Origin of the sequence: Longimicrobium sp. (assembly GCA_036387335.1) — a bacterium.
In the GTDB taxonomy this organism is placed as follows: Bacteria; Gemmatimonadota; Gemmatimonadetes; order Longimicrobiales; family Longimicrobiaceae; genus Longimicrobium.
Genome location: DASVTZ010000030.1, coordinates 1 through 21,974, shown reverse-complemented (window position 1 = coordinate 21,974; position 21,974 = coordinate 1). Strand labels below are relative to the sequence as shown.

Here is a 21,974-nt window from a genome sequence, read left to right as displayed (position 1 = left end):
ACGCAGTTCGCGAATAGAACGCGCGCGCTGCCACGAACCTTGCAGGAGCGCCGCCGATCCGCGTGCGCGGAAGGGTGCAGAGCTGACAGTCGCGGCCCGTGAGCCGCTCATCGAGGGAGATTGCCGTGACGGAAACGAGATCGTTCTGGAAGGCGCCCGCCGCCGCAATCCTGATTGCGGCGCTTGCCGCCGCATGCGGTGGCGACGACGGCGGGAAGGGGGGCGAGGCCAAGGGGAAGGCGGGCACCGCCGCCAAGGGCGGCACCGGGGACACGGCGGCGGCCGCGCAGGCCGCGGGTCCGCCCCCGCAGTTCAAGTTCGGGAACACGGCGGCGCAGGCGCAGCAGTGCCTGGAGCAGCGGCAGCAGCGCATGACCGCCGCGGCCAACGCCCTCAAGGCGGACTCCACGGCCAAGGCCCCGCCCGCCGGCAAGCACCCCGGCTTCGCGGTGGAGAAGGGGTGGTATCCCAAGATGCCGGCGTTCAGGGACGGCGCCATCCTCCCCTGCAACCGGGTGGTGGTCTACTACGGCAACCCGGCCTCCAAGAAGATGGGCGCCCTCGGCGAGTACCCGCGCGATGAGATGCTCGCGCGCCTTACGCGCCAGGTGGCCCAGTGGAAGGAAGCCGATCCCAACACGCCCGTCATCCCCGGCCTGCACCTGATCGCCGTGGTGGCGCAGGGCGATCCCGGCCCGTCCGGCAAGTACCGCACGCAGGTGCGCGACGCGGTGGTGGACTCGATCCACAAGATGGCGCAGTCCGTGGGCGGCGTCCTGTTCGTGGACGTGCAGGTGGGCCAGGACGACATCCGCAACATCATGCCCCGCTTCGACACCGTCCTGCAGCAGCCGGATGTGCACTTCGCGGTGGACCCAGAGTTCTACATGCGCGGCGGGGTGAAGCCCGGCGCCAGGATCGGGACGATGTACGCGGCGGACATCAACTGGGTGATGGACCGGCTGACGCGGATCGTGCGGGAGAACAACCTGCCGCCCAAGATGCTGATCATCCACCGCTTCACCCGTGGCATGGTGCCGGACGTGGAGAACGTCCGCCTGCGCCCGGAGGTGCAGCTCGTGCTGCACATGGACGGGTGGGGCGCGCCGTGGCTGAAGTACGACTCGTACCGCGACTACGTGGTGGCGCATCCGGCGCAGTTCACCGGGTGGAAGAACTTCTACCACAACGACACCAAGAAGGGCGACCCGCTGACCTCTCCGCGGGACCTCCTGCAGCTCTGGCCGGAGCCGCTGTACATCCAGTACCAGTAACGGGCCCCACCCCCAGCGTCGCTCCGCGACGCACCCCCCTCCCCCCAAACTGCCGGGGGGAGGGGGAGTTTGTTTGGGGCAGCGCACTTACGCACTCACGCACTCACGCACTCACGCACTCACGCACTCACGCACTCACGCACTGCAGTTTACCACGCGATTCCGTAATCCTCGCCGTGGATGCTGGAGCCGCCCCAGAACGTGCCGTGCGCGCGGTCGAAGAAGATGCCGTTGATGGGGCCGGAGGTGATCTTTTCAAAAGTGAGCTCGTAGCCCATGCGCTGGAGCTGCGCGCGGACCTCGGGCGGCGTGTTCTCGGCCAGGAGGATGCGGCCGGGGCGCGACTCGTGGCCGCCGAACGATGCGCGAAGCTGGAACGAGTTGATGTTCGGCGCCTCCGCCGCCTCCTGCGCGTTCATCCCCCACTCCACCACGTTCAGGAAGTACTGCAGGAGGTTCTGGTCCTGGCTGTCGCCACCCTGCACGGCGAAGGAGAGGTACGGCTTGCCGTCCTTGAGTGCCAGCGTGGGGGTGAGCGTCACGCGTGGCTGCTGGCCGGGGCGCAGCACGTTGAACGGCCCCTCCGCGGGATTCAGCACGAAGCTCTGCATCCGCTGGCTGAGGCCCACGCCCGTCTGTCCCGCGATCACCGCCGGCACCCACCCGCCGCTCGGCGTCACCGACACCACCCACCCCTCCTCGTCCGTGGTCTGTATGGAGGTGGTGCCCAGATAGAAGCTCTCCTCGAAGGGGAGCGACGCGCGCGGCGGGGCGGAGACGCTGTCCCCCGTGGGGCGGCGCGTGCCCCACTCGCGCAGCTCGCGCGCGAACGGGTTGCGCCCGTTCTGGAACGGATACGGGTCGCCGGGGCCGATCCGCGGGTCATTGCGCTCGGGGTTGAAGAGGCGGCTCCGCTGGCGCGCGTACTCCTTGGAAAGCAGCCCCTCGAGCGGCTCCTCGGGCGGAAACGCCGGGTCGCCGTAGTAGAAGTCGCGGTCCGCGAAGGCGAGGCTCATCGCCTGGTACAGCGTGTGGATGTAGCGCGGCGAGTTGTACCCCATCGCCTTGAGGTCGAAGTTCTCCAGGATGTTGAGCGCCTGGAGCATCGCCGGGCCCTGCGTCCAGGTGGTCAGCTTGTAGACCTGGATCCCCTTGTAGTCGGTGGAGACCGGCTCCTCGATGCGCACCCGCCAGCGGTCGAGGTCCTGCAGCGTGATCAGCCCGCCCTCCTCCTGAACGCCGCGCACCAGCTCGCGCGCGATGTCGCCGCGGTAGAAGCGGTCGTAGGCAGCCAGGATCGCCTCCTTACGATTGCGCCCCTGCCGCAGCGCCGTCTGCTCCGCCTCCACCAGCTTGCGAAGCGTCGCGGCGAGCTCCGGCTGCCGAAAGATCTCACCGGCGCGCGGCGCCTCGCGCGCCTCGCCGGCGTGCGGAAGCATCACGGAGCGCGAGTAGCGCCACTGGCGGATCTGCTCCTTGTTGCGCTCGATGCTGTTCGCGGTCTGCGCCTCGATGGGATATCCGTCCGCCATCTGGATGGCGGGCGCGAGCACCTCCGCCAGCGACAGCTTTCCATACTCGGCCAGCATCACCAGCAGCCCGCCGGGCGTCCCCGGCGTGACGGCGGCGAGCGGGCCGTACTCGGGCGGATACGCCATGTTGCGGGCGCGGAAGAACGCCGGCGTGGCGCCGGTGGGGGCCACGCCCAGGGCGTTGATCCCGATCACCCTGCCGGTGTGCGGGTTGTAGATGAGCGCCTGCGTCTCGCCGCCCCAGCTCAGCACGTCCCACATGGTGGAAGTGGCGGCGAGCATGGCGCACGCCGCGTCGACCGCGTTGCCGCCCTTGTGGAACATGGCCGCGCCGGCGGTGGCGGCCAGCGGCTTCCCGGTGATCGCCACCCAGTGCCTGCCGTGGAGCACGGGCTTGGCCGTACGCTGCCCCGCCTGCGCCCCTGCCGGCGCCGCCGCCAGCGCCGCCAGCAACAGCGCCCCTGCCGACCTGCGGATCTCTCGGGCGAGTGCCATCGACTGTTTCTCGCGTTTGTTGGTGATGTGCGTGTGTGCTTGACGAATAGCGGGTTGGCGGCGCCGAGGCCAGAGGGGCGCGGAGGGCCCCCTCCCCCCGGCCCCCTCCCCCGCCTGCGGGGGCGCAGGGCGGGTGAGGGGGAGAACTGCCTTTCGTGCGCACAGACCCGGTCGGGGCAGACCTGCGTGTCTGCCCACCCTCGCCGCACCCCGATCCCGCCCGTGCAACCAAAACCCGTAGGGGCCGCCCCCCGTGGCTGCCCGTGCCCGCCCGCGCATCGCCCTCCGCAACCGGGTACCAATGCATGCCAAACGCCCCTCCCCCGCAGTTCGGGGGAGGGGCCGCGAGGAACGAGCGGGGGAGGGGGCCGGGGGTGGGGCCCCTACGTCCGCACCCGCAGCATCAGCACCATCCCCGCCACCAGGAACAGCACGTTGGGCGCCCAGGCCGCGTACACCGGGTCCACGGCGCCGCTGCTGCCCATGGCCTTCCCCACGCGGAAGAGGAGGAGGTAGATGATGGTGACGCCCAGCGAGATCCCCACGCCGTACGCCGTGCCCCCGCGCTGCGACGAGGTCACCAGCGGGGCGCCGAAGATGATGATCACGATCACCGCCACGGGGATCGCCAGCTTCTGCCCGCGCTCCACGCGCAGCGGGTTGGCGTCGCCGCCGGAGCGCTCGATGGCGCCGATGAAGCGGCTCATCTCCGCGTAGCGCATCTGCTCCGGCTCCTTGGGCTCGCCCAGGAAGTCCTCGGGCGTCTCCACCAGGCCGGGGAGGCGCAGCGTGTCGAAGCGCGCCGTCACCTCGCGGCCGTCGGCGTGCAGGATGCGCGTGTAGCCGCGGTACAGCTTCCAGCCATCCTTTTTGGTCCACGAGGCGCGCTCGGCCATGCGGTGGATGCCGGGCTGCCCGCGCGCGGCGTTGCGCTCCAGCGTCACCTGGTTCATCTCCCCGCCCACCGGGTCCAGGCGGCGCACGGTAAGGACGCCCTCGCGCTCCGTCTGGTAGACGAAGTTGAGGCGCGGGCCCTGCGACGACGTGGTCTGCTCCCCCATCAGCACCGCGCGCTTGCCCAGCGTGATCGGCACCAGCTCGCTGAGGCCGAAGGCGATCCCCACTAGGATCACCCCCAGCATGGCCACGGGAAGGAAGAGGCGGTAGAAGGAGATGCCGCCGGCCTTGGCGGCGGTGATCTCCTGGTGCCGCGTCATCCCGCCGATGGTGAACACCGTGGCCACCAGCGCCGCGATGGGGAAGCCGTACAGCACGAACTGCGGGTAGAAGTAGACGTACGACAGGAGCAGGCGGCCGCCCGTGATCCCCTTGTCGATGTACTTGTCGATGTTGTCCGTGACGTCGCCGATGATGAAGAGCAGCGGCAGCCCCAGCACCAGCCCCACGAAGGTGCCGACGAACTGGCGGATGACGTAGCGCGAAAGGATGCTCACGCCCGCACCTTCCCGCGCCGCGCGCCGAAGTCGCGCAGCGCCTGCATGATCCCGTCCCACGCGCTGTTGCGGGCGGTGGAGGTCTCGCGCCCCACCGTCGCCATCCCGAACGCGCCCACGATCGTCATCAGCACGTTGACGATCCACATCGCCACCCACGGCCGCATGAGCCCGCGCCCGGCCAGCGACTCGCCGCCGATGAGGCCCACGTAGTACACGGAAAAGATCACCATGCTGGTGGCGATCACCATCCCGATCCCGCCGCCGCCGAAGCGCAGGGCGAGCGGCACCCCCACGAGCACGAATACGAGCGACGCGACGGCGATCGAGTACTTCTTGTGGATCTCCACCTGGTAGTCGCCGATCTCGCGCGTCAGGTCGGCGGAGCGGCGGCGGGAGGCCTGCAGCTCGTCGGCGGCGCGTCGGGCCCGCTCGCGCGCGTCGCCCGACTCGGGGGAGATGATCCCGGAGCTGGGCGACACCTTGGGCGCCTCGCGCTTGGCGCCGGGAAGCACCATCGCCAGGTCGCGCACGGCCACTTCGCGCGCGCGCTTGAGCGACTCGCGGCGGTCGCGCGCCAGCGTGTCCACGTGCGCGGCCAGCATCCCGATGGTCATCTCGCGCTCGCCGCGGTAGCTGCCGACGCCGGTGCCGTCCACCTGCAGCAGGTTCCCGACTCCCGGGATGCCGAAGCGCTGCTCCTTGAAGTCGATCCTGCGGAACACCTTGGGATCGTCCACCGACACCTCGCGCATGTGCCCGTCGAAGAGCCGCATCACCAGGTCGGTCTGCGCGCGGTTGAAGAGCGCGCGCCCCGAGTCCGCGTAGATGGTGCGCACGGTGGACGGGTTGGTGACGTCGTAGATGGAGACGTCCCACAGCCGGTTGGTGCCCGGCTCCACCCGCGCGGCGCGCATGTAGAACACCTGACCGGTGGCGTTGGAGGGGGCGATGCGGTTGAGAGTCTGCGGCTCCAGGATCAGCGTGGGCGTCTTGCGCGCGATGTCCAGGTAGAGCTGGCTCCACTTGAAGTTGGACTCGGGGAGCACCCGGTCGTTGAACCAGGTCATCACCCCCGTGATGATCGCCGCCGCCACCAGCAGCGGGGCGAGGAGGCGGCGCAGGTCCACCCCGCTCGCCTTCAGCGCCATGATCTCGTTCTCGGCGGTGAAGGTGGAAAAGGTGTAGAGCACCGCCACCAGCACCGCCATGGGGAAAGTGAGCGCAACGGCGGCCGGAAGCGCCAGCACAAAGAACTCCAGGATCACGTCCACTGGAAGCCCCTTGCCGGCTAACTCCGCCAGCCGCTTGGCCAACGTGTTGATCAGCACGACTCCGGTCAGCGCCACGAAGGCGAAGAGGAGGGGCCCCAAGTGCGCCCGGAGCAAGTATCGGGTCAGGATTCGCATCATTTTATCACGAGGACTTGCCGGGTTTTCCGGCCATGTCTAACATACCCCACGCGCCGGATCGGTTCAACCGCGCGACCCGCCTCCAGCACCCGCAAGCGATTACCATTCCGTGAGTAACGCCCTCCGCGCATTCTGCGCCGTCACGTTCGTCGCGCTCGCCGCCTGCGCCGGCGACAAGCCGCCCGAGCCGCGCCCGTTCGATGCGAACCTGGCCTGGGCGCATCTGGGCGAGCAGCTCGCGTTCGGGCCGCGGGTGGCGGGGCTCCCTCCGCACGAGCGGCAGCTACGGTGGATGAAAGACCAGCTCGGCTTCCGCGCGGACACGGTGATCGTGCAGCAGTTTACCGCGCGCGCGGGAGGGGGGACGCTGCGCCTCGCCAACGTCTTCGCGCGCTGGCGGCCGGACGCGACAGAGCGCGTGCTGCTGGTGGCGCATTGGGACTCCCCGCGCCACGCCACGCGCGATCCCGAGAAGTACCTCCAGCACCGCCCCGTCCCCGGCGCGAACGAGGGCGCATCGGGCACGGCGGTGCTGATGGAGCTCGCGCAGCTCCTCCACGAGACGCCCCCCGCCATCGGCGTCGACATCCTCCTGACCGAAGGCCTGGAGCGCGGGGAAGGGGGGACGGGGCTCGGCGCACGGCACTTCCTGGCGAACCGCCCCGCCGGCTACCGCCCGCGCTGGGCCGTCTACGTGGACCGCGTGGGCGACCGCGACCTGCGCATCCCGATGGAGGCCTCCTCCGCGAAGGCGGCGCCGGACGCGGTGAGGCGCGTGTGGGCGGTGGCGCGCGAGGTGGGGATGGAGTCGGTCTTCGTCGCCCGCGTTGGCGAGGCGCTGGAGGGCGAGCACCAGCTCCTGGCCGCCGCGGGGATCCCGACCGTGGCCGTCATCGATCCAGAACACGGGCCGCGGAACGAGCTGTGGCGCACCACCGACGACGCCATCGACCAGGTATGGCGCGAGAGTTTGGGCGCGGTGGGCACCGTGCTCTCCGCGCTGGTCTATCGGGAGCGGCCATGAGTGTAACCCCGCAGGAGCGGCTCGCGCTGGGAGTGGTGGCGCTCCTCCTGGCCGCGGGTGCGGGTGCGCGCGTCCTGCGTCCCGCCCCTGCCCCCGCATCGCGGAGCGCCTCCGCCGCCGAGGACGCCGCCGCCGGCGCGCGCCTGCGCTCCGCGACGGCCGACAGCGTGGAGCGCAACGAGCAGCGCGCGCGTCCCCTCGCCGCCAACGAGCGGCTCGATCCCAACACCGCGCCCGCCGACGAGCTCCAGCGCCTCCCGCGCGTTGGCCCCGCGCTGGCGGAGAGGATCGTGGCGCACCGCGCATCGCACGGCCCCTTCCGCTCGCTGGCTGGGATCGACTCCGTTCCCGGGATCGGCCCCTCGCTGCTGGCGGGGATCGCGCCGCACCTCGCGCTCCCCGCCGCGCCCGCGGTGGCGAAAAGCGTGCGCTCGCGGGCCGCTGTGGACCTCAACACCGCCAGCGCGGCGGAGCTCGACGCGCTGCCGGGGATCGGGCCGGCACTGGCGGAGCGGGTGGTCGCATATCGTACGGAACATGGCCGATTCGGCACGGTGGACGAGCTGGCCAAGGTGCCGGGAATCGGGCCATCGCTGGTCTCGCGGGTGCGCGCGCTGGCCCGTGCTACCCCTTGACATGGCATAGGGTTACAGGCCAACTTCCATTCCGTACCCATCCAGACGCGCCGCCCCGAAACGCCCCTTCCGGGGGCGGCGCAGCCATTCCCACCGAGGCCTATGGCAGTCTCCGCCCCCGCTGCTGACCGCATCGGCGAGCAGCTCGTACGCGAGAATCTCATCAACCAGGAGCAGCTCGCGCGCGCCCTGGACGACGCGCGTGCCAACGGGACGCGGGTCGGCTTCTCCCTGGTGAAGCTCGGCTTCCTGGCCGAGCAGGACCTGGTGCGCGCCCTGGCCCGCCAGCACCGCGTGCCGGCCGTGGACCTGGAGAGGGTCAAGCTGGACCCCCGCATCCTGAAGCTGATCCCCACCGAGATCGCGACGAAGCACCAGGTGCTGCCGCTGCGCCGCGTGGGGCGCACGCTCACGGTGGCGATGTCCAACCCGACGGACCTGGGGGTGATCGACGACCTCAAGTTCATCACCCGGCTGGACATCGAGCCCGTCATCGCGGGCGACTTCACCCTCAAGAAGACGATCGACCGCGAGTACGAGCAGTCCGACGAGCGCATCACCGATCTGCTCAAGCAGATCGAGATGGACGACATCGAGGTGATGGAGGACCGCGAGGAGGAGATGTCCGCGGTCGCGCTGGCCGCCGCGGTCGACGAGGCGCCGGTGGTCAAGCTGATCAACGGCATCCTGACCGACGCGGTGCAGAAAGGAGCGTCGGACATCCACTTCGAGTGCTACGAAAAGGACATCCGCGTCCGCTACCGCGTGGACGGCGTGCTGCAGGAGATCATGCGGCCGCCCACGAAGATGAAGGCGGCGCTGATCTCGCGCTTCAAGATCCTCTCGGACCTCAACATCGCGGAGCGGCGCGTGCCGCAGGACGGGCGCCTCAAGCTGCGCCTGGGGAAGCGCGTCATCGACTTCCGCGTCTCCACCCTCCCCACGCTGTTCGGGGAGAAGATTGTGCTCCGAATCCTGGACAAGGGAAACCTGACGCTCGACCTGGAGAAATTCGGGATGGAGCCGAAGGCGGAGCAGGACTTCATGCACGCCATCATGAACCCGTACGGGATGGTGCTGGTCACCGGCCCCACGGGCTCCGGAAAGACGACGACGCTGTACAGCGCCCTTTCCAAGATCAACACGCACGAAGTCAACATCATGACCGCGGAGGACCCGGTCGAGTACAACCTGCACGGCATCAACCAGGTGCAGGTGCGTACCGACATCGGGATGACCTTTGCGGCGGCGCTGAAGGCGTTCCTGCGCCAGGACCCCAACGTCATCATGGTCGGCGAGATCCGCGACCTGGAGACGGGGAGCATCGGCATCAAGGCCGCGCTCACGGGCCACCTGGTGCTCAGCACGCTGCACACCAACGACGCCCCCTCCACCATCACGCGTATGGTGGACATGGGGATCGAGCCGTTCAACGTGGCCTCCGCGGTCAACCTGATCACGGCGCAGCGCCTGGTGCGCCGCATCTGCAGCAACTGCAAGGAGGCGGTCACCTACCCCGAGGTCTACCTGCGCGCCGCCGGCATCGACCTGGACCAGGCCGCCTCCATGACCTTTTACCGGGGCAGGGGCTGCGACACGTGCGGCGGCTCGGGCTACAAGGGCCGCCAGGGCCTCTACGAGGTGATGGCGATGTCCCCGGCCCTCCGCCGCATGATCCTGCAGGAAGCCTCCACCGCCGACCTCCAGGCCCAGGCCATCGCCGAGGGCATGCTGACCCTGCGCATGGACGGCATGCAAAAGATCGCGCGCGGCGTCACGACGCTGGAGGAAGTGATCAAGGAGACGGCGGCGTAAGGGAAGTGTGTTAGTGCGTTAGTGCGTTAGTGCGTGAGTGCGGAACGAAGGGCAGGGGGGCCGACGGAACGGGCGGCGGGGGCGTCACCCCCTTGGGTCTCACGGCGCTCACCCCCCTTCTGTCATCCTGAGCGACGCGCGGCACCGTCCTCGCCCGTTCCGTGAACTCTGGCGCGGAGCGAAGGATCTACTGCGCGTTAAGCGAGGCCGGCGAGTTTGCGCCGGCCTCTTGCTTCGCCGGCTAGATCCTTCGGTCGCCGCAGGGAGTCCGGAGCGCACCGCCGGCTCCCGGCAGGCGGCTCCCTCAGGATGACATACGGGAGAAGGGTCGGTCCCAACGCACTCACGCACTCACGCACTCCCGCACTTCCCCTCTGGCACGCAACTTGGCTACATAACCCTCGCAAATACAGAACATCGCGCCGTGACGCGCATTCTGGCCGTGCACTCCGCGGCATCTTGCAAGGGATCTTGCACGGTGCACGGGACGGCCGGGCGCGCCAGGGCCGCAGTCCTTACCCGCATTGCCGCCGCAGGAGCATGATGAGTGTCGCAACCGCCGAAGTCGCCGTCGCCCGCACGATCAACCTCCGCTCGCTCCTGGAGGAGATGATCGAGCGCGGGGCGTCGGACCTGCACATCACCGCCGGAGAGCGCCCCAAGCTGCGCGTGGACGGCAACATCACCGACAGCTCGAGCGACTTCATCCTGACCCCCAAGGACACGCTCCAGCTCACCTACTCGATCCTCACCGAGAACCAGAAGAAGCGGTTCGAGACGGAAGACGAGCTGGACTTCTCCTTCGGCATCCAGAACCTGGCGCGCTTCCGCGGCAACGTGTACCGCCAGCGCGGCTGCGTGGCGCTGGCCATCCGCCAGATCCCGTTCAAGATCTCCACCTTCGAGGACCTGCGCCTTCCCCCCGTGGTCAAGACGCTCAGCGAGCGCCCGCGCGGGCTGGTGCTGGTGACGGGGCCCACGGGATCGGGGAAGAGCACCACGCTGGCCGCCATGCTGGACAAGATCAACAAGGAGCGGCGCGGCCACATCCTCACCATCGAGGACCCCATCGAGTTCATCCACCGCCACCAGGGGTGCATGGTGAACCAGCGGGAGGTGGGGGCGGACACGCAGAGCTTCTCGCGCGCGCTGAAGTACGCGATGCGCCAGGACCCGGACGTGATCCTGGTGGGCGAGCTGCGCGACCTGGAGACGATCCAGGCGGCGCTCACCATCGCGGAGACGGGGCACCTGTGCATGGCGACGCTGCACACCAACTCGTGCGCCGAGACCATCAACCGCATCATCGACGTCTTCCCCGCGCACCAGCAGCCGCAGGTGCGCGCGCAGCTCGCGTTCACCCTCGAGGGGGTGGTCACGCAGCAGCTCCTCCCCAAGGCGCGAGGCCGCGGCCGCTCGATGGCGGCGGAGATCATGGTGTGCACCCCCGCCATCCGCGCCTGCATCCGCGACGACAAGGTCCACCAGATCTACTCGATCATGCAGGCCGGCAAGAAGCACGGGATGCAGACCCTCAACGACGCCCTCCGCGAGCTCTACCTGCAGCGCGAGGTTACGCTGGAGGAGTGCGTTCGCGCCTCGTCGGACCCGAACGATTTCCTGAAGTCGGTTGGTGAGACCGCACCGAACTAAAAGGTGCGTAAGTGCGCTGAATCCGCACCCGCCACGCACTAACGCACTCACGCACTAACGCACTTCCGTTCCCCGTAACCAGAGCCGGCCCCCTATGCCCGTATTCGCCTACAGCGCCCGCAACCACACGGGCGAGATCATCGGCGGCGAGATCGACCTGCCGACGCGCGACGAGGTGGTGGGATTTCTCCACCGCCAGCGGCTGCGCCCGGTCACGGTCAACGCCAAGGCCAAGGACATCAACATCACCTTCGGCACGGGGATCAAGACCCGCGAGGTGGTGATCTTTACGCGGCAGTTCGCCACGATGATCAACTCGGGGCTCCCGCTGGTGCAGAGCCTCACCATCCTGGCCGAGCAAACCGAGAACAAGGCCTTCGCCAAGATCATCACGGAGGTGCTCAACGACATCCAGAGCGGCCAGACGCTGGCCGATTCGATGCGCAAGCACCCCAAGGTGTTCACCGAGCTGTACGTGAACATGGTGGCCGCGGGCGAGGCGGGCGGCATCCTGGACACCATCCTGCTGCGACTGGCCGTCTTCCTGGAGAAGAACGACGCCCTGGTGCGCAAGATCAAGAGCGCCATGACCTACCCGGCCGTGATGCTCTTCGTCGTGATTGCCTGTACCACCATCCTGCTGTGGAAGGTGGTGCCGGTGTTCGCGGGGATCTTCACCGACGCGGGGCTCGAGCTGCCGCTTCCGACCAAGCTGGTGCTGGCGGCGAGCGCCTTCCTGCAGAGCTACCTCTGGCTGATGATCCTGGGGTGGATCGGCATCGGCTTCGGCCTCCGCCAGTACTACAAGACGGACGGCGGGCAGCTGGTGATCGACAAGTTCCTGCTCAACATGCCGGTGCTGGGGTCGATGCTGCGCAAGTCGGCGGTGTCGCGCTTCACCCGCACGCTGGGGACGCTGGTCTCCTCCGGCGTGTCGATCCTGGAGGGGCTGCAGATCACGGCCCGCACCGCCGGCAACCGCGTCATCCACGACGCCGTCATGGCGTCGCGCGCCTCCATCGCCGGCGGCGCCACCATCGCCGAGCCGCTCAAGGCCTCCGGCGTCTTCCCGCCCATGGTTGTGCAGATGATCAACGTCGGCGAGCAGACCGGCGGCCTGGACGAGATGCTCTCCAAGATCGCCGACTTCTACGACGACGAGGTCGACGCCGCCGTTACCGCCCTGACTTCCATCCTGGAGCCCATCATGATCGTCGTCATGGGCGTCGTGATCGGCGGGATGGTGGTGGCCATGTACCTTCCCATGTTCGACATGATCAAGGCGGTGCAGTAGACTGCTTGTAGGGCGTACCGTATTCCTTCCGATTTGCGAAATGAGTTCTTTCCGGCGCGCAATCTAGTTTCTTCCGGAACGCGCAGTATATTCTTTCCGCGGCACGTAAGTGCCCTCCGCACAGACGGTTACTCAAGAGGTCCCGGTCATCTGGCCGGGACCTCGGCCGTATACGACTCCGCATCCAACCACTTGAAGGCACATGCTACGCCGGAATGGACTTACTGCGCGTCTACCTGCAAATTGCAGGGGTCGCCAAAGCTCACAAACTCGTAAGTTGTCTCGCGAACAAGGCTTGACGTTGCTGCTGATGGAGGGTAAACGTGTGTTTGTGGGGTCGGCACACTGTATTTCTTCCGGTGCGCGTTGCGTGGACGCGCATTAGTAATTTTTCCGCCCCCGATTTTTGCACCGCTACCAGTCGGTTCGCAGAGCGGCATATCTACGACAGAACAACGCCCAGAGCGGCCTCAGCCGCGGGATCACAAGGAATTCATGGAACCGGATCCAGAGACCCGCCCGGAGCGTTCAGATCCTGACCCTCGAACTGCTGGCCAGGCTTGCTCAGAACGTGAAGTTTGGGCGTGCGCTCAAGGGGTGGACGCAAGACGACCTTGCTCGTGAGGCGGGACTACATCGAAATTTTGTGAGCGCAATCGAGCGGCAAACTCAGATTCCGTCGATTGTGACGGTGGCACGAATTGCCCGTTCACTTGAGATTTCCGTCGAGGAACTGGTCGAGGGTGTCGTGATCAATCGGATCTGGAACCCTAGCTGCGACTCCCACTGAGCGAAAGTATGCGGAGACTACGGAACCAGAGAGGGGATCCGCCGCTCTAATGCAGATGCCCACGATCTGTTGTGCGTTGTTGGAAGGCGTCCTCGCGCCTGAGGCACCCGTCGGTTTGGACCATCAACCATGCGTCTTACGGGTGAGCTTCTGGATCTCGCAAAAGAGGTCGCGAAATCCTGCACAAAGTCATGTGAGGGGAGGACGGCGGATCCGACCCCGCCTGACCGACCGCTGTTAAAGAGGAGGCCGTTTCCCGAACTAGAGCTGCTGCATGGAGCACTCATTCGAGCTGATGCTGAGATGTCCCGGTCACCTCTGGACGGACCGAATTCTCGGTGCAAACAGGTGATCGGTCTGCAGACCAGCTGCGATGAACGGGTATACGCTGGCCCGGCGTTTCGGTTTGCGAGCACTCATACGTGCGGTTGCAGCCGCTCTGCCAGCAGCCGCCGCGGGAGCACCTGCCCTGGTGGGACACCCATTCCGCTTGCGAAACGCATTGGTACCTCTCCATTTGTGACGAGGAATGGGACCGGGTCGATGGGAAAGGCACCCAACTCGAGTCGCTTGCGCACCGCTGCCAGATTCTGCTGGACCCAGACAGTACGCCGGAGATGCTTACCCAACCGGTCGGCTGCGTCTCCACGGAATTCATTTAGCCGCTCCACGATCTCACCCATCGCCCGGTCTGGCTGTAAGCGCTTGCACTCAATGAGGAGCAGGCGTCCGTCCCGCTCGTGCCACGCCACCACGTCCAAGTCGCCGAGTTCCTTCGAGGCGCCTAGCATCCTCATTTGCACCTCCTCGCGAGTGTTCCACCCCAGCGCGCGGAGGTCGGCCGCCACCTCGGCCGTGAATGCATGCCCGAGCGCGTCGTTCACGCCTCCCAGGTACTTTCTCATCTCGCGAGAGCGGAAGTATTCCACCGGGAACCAGCCGGCCTGGATGTTCTCGAGCAGGTACGAGAGACTCGACCCCACCTGATCCACTCCGAAGAGGACAGGTGACTCGGGCGCGAGTCCGAGAACGACCAAGGGGCGGGACACCAACGACAGACGGCGCCGGAACCGCCACGGCTTCCAATCCCGGGATGAGAACCCTTCTGGCGCGGCGTCCCACCGGTCGCGCGGAACTAGAGCGAACATACGGAAGAACAGCTCGGCTTCCTCTTCCGTGAACCCGCGCCGCAGCCGGAGGCGCTCCGCCACGCGTGCGCGGGTGCTCGTAGGCACCAGCGTTTGGGCTTCCAGAGCCATATCAAGGAGTTCCGCTACGGCGTCGATGAAGCGCGTCGGGCTGAGCCCGTACTCTGCGGTGAACGCCTCGACGAAGACGGCGTCGGCGAGCCGCTCCTCCTCACGTTCGATGGACGTCTGTGACCGCGGGCTGAGGGCAGACTCGTAGCCATCTGCCGCAGCGCGATAGCCGGCGCCGAAAGATTCCAACGTGTACGGGCTTGCCACCGACGCTGCGAACCCCTCCTCTGCTTCGATGCTTCCGTCGAGGTGAACAAAAAGCCGCGGCTCGGACATGCCCCCGTCGATCGCGGCACGGTCGGACGCGTGCTTCATGAGGACAGCGAGCGCGCCCAGCAGGTCGTCTAGGTCCGCCAGCGATGCATCGCGCCCGTCCACTCGGGGGCAGGTCGGCACTGCCATTTCGATGAGGATCCGGCAAAGATGGTTCGTTCTCGCCAGTTCGGATTCGTGCTGGCCGGCACGGTGCACCGCGTCCGGCCCGTAGGAGGCAAGGACCGCGCGAGCGGTTAGGCGCCAGCGTTTACGGTCGCGCCCGATCTCCTCCGAGTTCACCAACGCCAGCCGGACCAAGCTTGCCGCGTTGATCAACCGAAGTTCGTCCCGAATGCGCTCCCACAGAGTGGCCACCGCGGTGTCAAGGAGCCCGAGGCATGCCTCCAGACCAACCACGGTACGCCCCTGCTGGGGCACACTAGCCTGGCGAACCACGCCCCGTTCCCAGTTGCTCTCGTCCTCCGGCTGAATGAGCCGCGGCTTCGGCTTTCGCTCCAGCGCGATCTGCTCCGCCGCGCCGCGAGTCACAACGACGTGGAGCGACCGCACATTGTCGCTCGGAAGGGCCGCCGCCACGAGTTCCTCCACCCACGTCCCGCGCGCTCCAACAGCATCAGAGACAAGTGTCACTATGCCGATGAAGACGGAGCGGGCCAGAGCCCGCTCTGCCTCGTTAATTGGGCGATGTAGGAGCGCCAGGAATCCGAACGGGATCTCCACGTCCACGCCCCAACCGGTCTGCGCCAGTTCGACCTGTGGATACTCTAGCGCTCCGCTCAATCCGTTGCTGCGGTGATCGATCCACCGCGCAGGATCGTCGAGCCTGAGTTGCACTCGCAACGGCCCGATGGGTCGTGCGAGAGCCGATTCGAGGATTGGCAGCGCCCTATTAATCCATCCCAGGGTCGCTTCCCACACATCGTGTGCGAACTGCCGTAGCTCGGCGGAGCATTCCGGGCCGTAGACCCAGATGACGAGCGACTTCCCCTCGACCACACCGGCCAAGGTTCCGGCGCGTGCGAGCTCGTGGGCGCCGTAAACCGGCTGCGTCTCGAGTTCCCGAAAGAAGTCTCCCCGACGGAGCCGGGTTACGTCAACGTGTGATCGCCCATCCAACGTGACTGCATGGCGATCATAGCTTACGCGCTCGTCGCTTCTGAGCCCGAAGATAAAGTTGCTTCCGATCCGCAGCTGCGTGCCCTGGGTGGGGTAGGGCAACTCCCTCGGGAGAAGGCGAAAGCGGTGATGCGCCCAGTACGCGTACAGGTTGAGTACCCCGTTCGAGGTCGCCACCTGTGCTCCTTCGCGAGCTGCAGCTTCACACTGCTCGTGAAGCTTGTGGAGCCGGAGGAGCGAGGCCCCAGGTGACCAGGCGAAAGTCTCGAGGTCGGCGATGCTGATGGCGACGAGTGGCCAGCCGTCAGGAAGCTCCGGCAGCGCGAGGGCCACGCCACGCCCCATCCCACCGAACACGAGCAGTGTCATGCCCGAACGCGCCCCGTTCGCCAGGAGGTGCCCAGCGACATCAACAAGGTGTTGGGCGATTCCCTCGCCCGTCTCGCCCTCGTAGAGTGCCGTGCCCCCAATGCCTGTCTCTGCCACAGCTGTGGCGTCGTCGTGCAGCAATACCACGTGCGCCACCTTGTCGGTGTCGACGGTGCACACGGCCGAATCCACAGGGGTTCCCGGCGGAATCGCTGGAGGTTGCCTGGGGAGCCTACCTTTAAAGGTTCCGGGTGGCTCCGTAATGCGGCGCAGTGAAGTACCGAATGCTATCTGGCGCTGTCTCGTACGCAGTAGCCGGGCGAACGCAGGAAGCTCGCCTTGGCGCTCGCACCAATCGAGCACGAAATGCCTGATTGCGGGGCTCACAGCGGTAGGGCACGCCAGAATCACCGTTCCGGGGAAGTGAACCACCGGGCACCGCTCCAGGCTGCTATGGGTGATGTACTCGTCGGCCAAGCGCTCGCGGTGCTCGAGTTAGTAGAGGAAAGGTGCCAGCGCCTCCGGACTCACCCCGAGCTTCTCACACTCCTTGTACGTGAAGGTGACCCGCGAGCTAATCTCAGCCACGTCCACACGGTTCCCCAAGAAACGATCCCTTGGCGTGGGTTGGCTCGTGCGAGCCCAACGCTCAAGGTGCGCGCGTGATGCAGCCGCATCACTCAGCGTCAGGAGTGCAACCGCGCTTCGCCGAAGCATGCGGTGCGGCGTCCCCCACTGAGTCCGCGTGGCGCAATCAAGCACCTGCTGAAGGTAGTAGTCGTTTACCTCCCAGGTTCCCTCGAAGATGCGGTAGTTCCCGCCTGGCCCGATCACGTTGGAGACGAATACATCCTCGACCGGGTCCTCCGCGCGGCGAATCGGCTGCCGAGCTAACAGGTCCTCCAGCCAGTACGCAAGGCGCCCCTGATCGGGTCGCCGGGCGCCGCGGCAGTGAAGGAGCGTGAGATGGAGAAGCATCTCGATTCGGAGGGTACTCGCATGGTATTCGGGGACGGTAAGCAACCCTGAGAGCGCTGCGAGTGTGGTCTGAAGGTCGAAGTGCCTCAGCTGTTTCTTGAGCTTGGAATAGCTGGGATCGCCGATCCGAAGAACCCGCGATAAGTCAATTGGAAGCATCGGCGCTCCATGACGATTTTCGGTTACAGCGTCGATGAGCGAGTCGAGCGCGGCCGTAGCGTTGATCCCAGAGTTGGCCGAGCGCTACCCCACACTGGAACTGCTCTGGGTCGACGGCAGCTACGCGACGCACATGGCACGAGAAGTCGGTGAGGCTGCGGGCGTGCGGCTGGAAGTGGTGCCGAAGGAAGAGGGGCAGACCACCTTCAAGGTGCTGCGGCGCCGCTGGGTGGTGGAGCGGACCTTCGCGTGGCTGATGGGTTACCGACGGCTTCGGGCCGATTACGAGACGACGGACACCTCAACACGTGCGTGGATCTACCTCGCCATAGCCCACCTGACGGCCCTTTGTCTCGTCCCTGGATCGCACCTTGTCCTCAGATTCTTACGTCTACCCACGCGTCAGGCGTGCCGCTTAGATGTTGGACCCCGCCGCCGCGGGGTGGCAGAACGTAGGTCGATGATCCCTCGACCAACGCGCAGCCACGGGACAGCCGCCTCCTGAGATGTGAGCGGATCGGGCCACAGATCCTCAACCTTCGGAGACCTTATGTAGCCGTCATCCAGCTCGTCTCTGAAGGATTCAAAAACGACGTACCCATTCGCCGTCAGTTCGCACGACCCCACCTCGGCAGCGAGAGGGTTCGTCGCGAGGAGCACGAGTATACAGCCGTGGAGTTCGCCGAGCTTCGGGATCGGATATTCGTGTCGCATCACCCCGTTGATATCGGTGCCAAACCGAAGCTGCGTCACTGGCGCGGAGTAGGTTGACCGGAACGATGACAGTCGCGCGCGAACCCACTTCTCACTGTCCGGGTCGTTCGTGCTGTGGGTGCTAACATCGTCGCGGATCTTCCCGGTTATCCCGTTTGGTGTGACCCACACGCCCCAAGAAATGATCCCCTTTTTATCCGTGGTGATATCTTCCTCCTCACTACGAATGATCAGCTCCGTGTGCAGGAGCGGCGACTCTCCTAGGTAGTCCATCATACGCAGGGTGGCGCGGAAGTGGCCGATCTCCGCCGGCGTCATCGCTCGCTTTAGCCGAATCGTGACCTGGAGGGACCGCAAAACTTCCCCGCACGCTTGCTGGAACTCAAGGCCCATCAACTTCCTATCCAGGGCCGCAAACTGCCTGGAGATTACCTGCTCGATCTGAGTTCCCCAGCGCGCGAAAAACGCCGCCTGCTCCTCTTCCGAGAGTGAGATGCCGAGGTACTGGTATCTCGCGGCCAAGCCGTCGGGGCTGTCGAGCAGGATGCGGAGCCGCTCGCGATGCAGCACATCCACGAAGTCGATTCCCCTCCTCTTCGCCATCCGCGTCAGCGCGTCACGCTCGCCGATAGTCAACTCCACGTTCGTGATGAACACGAACGCTTTTAGTTCAGGCGCTACCTCAAGCGCCCGAGTCAAATCGTTCGAGAACTTCTTCTTCACCCACTTCCTGTCGGCCGCCGAATCCGTCGCGCTGTTCCGGAATCCGATGCCAGCCCAGACTGAACGGCCGTCAGTGAGGCGCGCCTCAAGGTCCCGTCCGCCGTCCTTCCCGCCGCGCGGATGCCGCGGTTGGACGTCGTGGAACCGAGCATCGAGCGCGAGAAGCGCCTGGCACATGCGCTCGCGGTCGAGCTGGTTAGCATCAAGCCACGAACGGAGCCGCTCATCTGTGTGTCGTGGGCGGTGTTGGATGTGGGACAACGTGTTCTCCGCGTCCGAGCTCTCGGGAGTGGAACGATGGATTCCCCAGCCCCGTGCTATCGCCTACTCCCACTCGGCACGTCGCTTGTCGAGGTCGCGAACCTTTTCGAATACAGCGGGGCGGATTCTATGAACTCGCGCATAGCCGCACGCTGCTCTTGCGATGCGGTAGCAGGCCTGTACTGGAACTCACCGGGCGTGAGTGGATCAGGTGGGTACGAGATGCCTGACACTGGATCCGTGGGCTAGGGTTCTCCTATCTAAGCCAATGTCCCGTTAGGGATGCCGCCAGTCAAGGCCGAGCAGTACTTTAGCGTCTTACGCGGGCAACTGCTGAACTTGCCGGGGTACCCGCTCATCGATCCCGAAACGGCCGCCGCAACCCCAGGAGCGCATTCAGTCACGGACCAAGATTCCTGAACAGATGGGAGTGAGCTCCTGCACGACTTTGCCGTAGAGTCGTGGTACACCCGCCGTTGGTTGGACTGAGTGCGCTGGGTGCCACTCCGAGGAAATACACTCATGCGGCGCATCCGCGGAACGGACGCGAACACTGATTCAGACCGACATGGCCGGCCACGTGCATCCCGCGCGTGGATCGCGGCGAAGCGATCTGGTGGGGGGGACTCGCCAACCCGGGCGACCGAACTCCTCCAGCTCACTCAGCTGGCCGTTGGAGATGCGACAGAAGCATATCCCCGGCGAGGAGTGATCGGAGCTTGTCTTTCTGGTGGACGATCATTGAGCACAACAGGGTGACCCCGTGAGCGAGCTCCCAGAGCGGCAGCTGGCGCTCCATGGCCTGCATCACCTCCGGATGCTCCATTGCATAGTTGGAGAAGTCGTGCTTCGTTTCGAGAGGAGGGAGGCTCCAATCCGGGTTCTCCTCAGCGATCCGGCGCGCCGTGTCAGCCGCAACCCGGGTCTTGTACTCGAAAAGAGCCTCCATCGCCATCCGCTTCACGGCCCTGGGCATATCCGGGCCCAACGAGTACATGCGTTGGAGGCGCTCTTGCTGCTCGTGGATGTCGAACGAGTCCGGGCTGTGCGCGAGGTCGTTACGAACCTGTCGCAGTGCGTGCAGCGCATCGTACGTGACGCGCGGGATCAAACGCAGCACGTAGGCGAGTTCTATCCGTGCCGAGAAGGAACTAAGAGCGCCTGGGTAACTGAGAAGAGACTGTCGCTTCTTCTTGCCGTGCGATGCGGGAAGAATCACCTCGAACAATGCTCGAAGGTGATTGTCTACGTGTGCTGTTCCGATCAAGATCGCTCCTCTACCGCTCTCGTTGAGGAGTGTCTGGAGCAGCGTCCGGAAGAGTTCCCGGACCTCCGGGTGGTCCAGCGGATCTTTAGAAATCTGCGCCTCCAGTCGTGGATGGTACATCGACGCCGGTTCAGTGGCTCTCTGTCTCTTAGAAGGGTTCGTGGTAGCACTGCCACCCTCTCCATCTCCTGAACAGCAATGAGAAGGAGAATCAACTACCCGAAGTCGCGGCTGCCCCTTGAGCCGGCGGACCCAATACTCGGTCGAGTATTGAACGAGTTGATCGCCGAAGGGATAGATTTAAACGATCTAGACTTATCGCGGGAGATCGGCTCAGTGATGGACCGACTGATCCCGGAGTTCGGCGCCCGGCTCGCAGATCGGCTCAAAGAAGATGCCCCGGCGGCGATCCGCGCGCGGCGTGTACAGCGCCGTGTTTTCAGCCGGCGGATCAACACGACTTGGCGCGACTCACTCGACGCGCTGGAAGCGTTGATGCTGATCGCACGCGAAATCGGGCAGAAGTACGCTCATCGGCGCGCTTCGGCTGCACACCGGGCGAACGATCTCGTGCATGTCGCCCTGATGGGAATATACGCGCGGGCGCTGCAAACCGCCGACGAGATCATTCACCTGCTGCATGGTGGGTTTCCCGGCGGAGCCCACGCGCGGTGGCGTACGCTTCATGAGATGGCCGTCCTGAGTGCCTTCGTGGCGCAGCACGGAAGCGACACGGCCAAGCGTTACCTGCTCCATTCCGGCGTGGAGTCCTACCGATCGATGACACGTTACCTCGAGCACCACGAAGCTCTCGGCTTCGCACCTCCCCCGGAAGACGCGGTCCAGCGGGTGCGGGCACGGTACGAAGCGCTGATAGGGCGATTTGGACCCGATTACAGCTCAGACTACGGGTGGGCGGGCACGGCACTCCACCTAAGAAGGCCCAAGCTTCCCGATCTGGAGAGGGCGGTTGGGCTCGAGAAGTGGCGTCCCCTTTACAAGCTCTCGAGCGATGCAGTTCATGGGGTTCCAAGGGCGACCGCTTCAACATCGGGCTGGACCGCCGATTCGCGGGAGGGTTACTCGTCGGTCCGAGCGACATCGGATTCGCCGACCCAGGGCAGAGCACCGCGATTTCGGTGTTCCAGATCACATCCGCGTTTGTGGGATGGAAACCGAACACGGAGGATCTCATTTCATTGGCGGCGATGCACGTGCTGTGCACGCACGTGGTCACGTTGTTCACAGACGCGCAGCTCCATCGGAAGACTGACTGATCGCCGTCAGCTACTTGGCCAAATGCCCTTGTGATGGAGTGGGCGGCGACTGCTCACGTTGGGGAACACCAACAGATTTCCGTGGGGGTCTCGCACAACGGGTAGCCGCCATGAACGAGCGAACAGACGTCTGTATATCCAACTCAACCCCGTTAACCTTGTCGAGAGGAATTGAGATTGGGGAGAATCGGTGTTTC

At 65.9% G+C, this 21,974-nt stretch carries 15 protein-coding genes; 7 read left to right on the top strand and 8 right to left on the bottom strand.

Annotated features, from left to right (window positions below):
• Positions 1-125: 125 nt before the first annotated feature.
• Positions 126-1,274, top strand: coding sequence for a hypothetical protein (locus VF647_02880; protein HEX8451011.1), 1,149 nt, complete (start codon positions 126-128; stop codon positions 1,272-1,274).
• A gap of 149 nt (positions 1,275-1,423) precedes the next feature.
• On the opposite strand, the gene VF647_02875 is transcribed toward VF647_02880, so the two are convergent.
• The 3 genes from VF647_02875 to VF647_02865 all read right to left on the bottom strand — a co-directional run bounded on the left by VF647_02875 (position 1,424) and on the right by VF647_02865 (position 6,164).
• Entirely contained in the window at positions 1,424-3,301 is a 1,878-nt protein-coding gene (locus VF647_02875; protein HEX8451010.1) for a gamma-glutamyltransferase, read from the bottom strand.
• A 383-nt stretch (positions 3,302-3,684) separates the two neighbouring features.
• Positions 3,685-4,755 (bottom strand): LptF/LptG family permease, encoded by a 1,071-nt coding sequence (locus VF647_02870; protein HEX8451009.1) that lies wholly within the window; start codon positions 4,753-4,755, stop codon positions 3,685-3,687.
• Positions 4,752-6,164, bottom strand: coding sequence for an LptF/LptG family permease (locus VF647_02865; protein HEX8451008.1), 1,413 nt, complete (start codon positions 6,162-6,164; stop codon positions 4,752-4,754). The genes VF647_02870 and VF647_02865 overlap by 4 nt, the downstream gene beginning before the upstream one ends.
• A 112-nt stretch (positions 6,165-6,276) precedes the next feature.
• On the opposite strand from VF647_02865, the gene VF647_02860 reads away from it, so the two are divergent.
• The 6 genes from VF647_02860 (at position 6,277) to VF647_02835 (ending at position 13,378) form a co-directional block, all read left to right on the top strand.
• The gene (locus VF647_02860) at positions 6,277-7,191 is read left to right on the top strand and encodes a M28 family peptidase (GenBank protein HEX8451007.1); all 915 of its coding nucleotides are present in this window, start codon (positions 6,277-6,279) and stop codon (positions 7,189-7,191) included.
• Positions 7,188-7,826 carry a ComEA family DNA-binding protein gene (locus VF647_02855; GenBank protein HEX8451006.1) on the top strand — a complete coding sequence of 213 codons (639 nt, stop codon included), beginning with the start codon at positions 7,188-7,190 and terminating at the stop codon, positions 7,824-7,826. Before VF647_02860 ends, VF647_02855 begins: the two co-directional genes overlap by 4 nt.
• A gap of 102 nt (positions 7,827-7,928) precedes the next feature.
• Positions 7,929-9,641, top strand: a complete 1,713-nt coding sequence (gene pilB, locus VF647_02850) for a type IV-A pilus assembly ATPase PilB (GenBank protein HEX8451005.1) — start codon at positions 7,929-7,931, stop codon at positions 9,639-9,641.
• Between the two features lie 543 nt (positions 9,642-10,184).
• Positions 10,185-11,294, top strand: a complete 1,110-nt coding sequence (locus VF647_02845; GenBank protein HEX8451004.1) for a PilT/PilU family type 4a pilus ATPase — start codon at positions 10,185-10,187, stop codon at positions 11,292-11,294.
• A 94-nt stretch (positions 11,295-11,388) separates the two neighbouring features.
• Complete coding sequence (locus VF647_02840; GenBank protein HEX8451003.1) at positions 11,389-12,588, top strand: type II secretion system F family protein; 1,200 nt, start codon at positions 11,389-11,391, stop codon at positions 12,586-12,588.
• Between the two features lie 406 nt (positions 12,589-12,994).
• Complete coding sequence (locus VF647_02835) at positions 12,995-13,378, top strand: helix-turn-helix transcriptional regulator (protein HEX8451002.1); 384 nt, start codon at positions 12,995-12,997, stop codon at positions 13,376-13,378.
• 416 nt (positions 13,379-13,794) lie between these two features.
• Here the strand turns inward: VF647_02835 and VF647_02830 are convergent, their stop codons facing one another.
• The 5 genes from VF647_02830 to VF647_02810 all read right to left on the bottom strand — a co-directional run bounded on the left by VF647_02830 (position 13,795) and on the right by VF647_02810 (position 21,256).
• Positions 13,795-16,578 (bottom strand): hypothetical protein, encoded by a 2,784-nt coding sequence (locus tag VF647_02830; GenBank protein HEX8451001.1) that lies wholly within the window; start codon positions 16,576-16,578, stop codon positions 13,795-13,797.
• Between the two features lie 315 nt (positions 16,579-16,893).
• Positions 16,894-17,535 (bottom strand): hypothetical protein, encoded by a 642-nt coding sequence (locus VF647_02825; GenBank protein ID HEX8451000.1) that lies wholly within the window; start codon positions 17,533-17,535, stop codon positions 16,894-16,896.
• A gap of 402 nt (positions 17,536-17,937) precedes the next feature.
• Positions 17,938-19,233, bottom strand: coding sequence for a hypothetical protein (locus VF647_02820; GenBank protein HEX8450999.1), 1,296 nt, complete (start codon positions 19,231-19,233; stop codon positions 17,938-17,940).
• 658 nt (positions 19,234-19,891) lie between these two features.
• A complete protein-coding gene (locus VF647_02815) occupies positions 19,892-20,620 on the bottom strand; it encodes a DUF4145 domain-containing protein (protein HEX8450998.1) in 729 nt (242 codons plus the stop codon).
• 351 nt (positions 20,621-20,971) lie between these two features.
• Positions 20,972-21,256 carry a hypothetical protein gene (locus VF647_02810; protein ID HEX8450997.1) on the bottom strand — a complete coding sequence of 95 codons (285 nt, stop codon included), beginning with the start codon at positions 21,254-21,256 and terminating at the stop codon, positions 20,972-20,974.
• Positions 21,257-21,974: the final 718 nt, after the last annotated feature.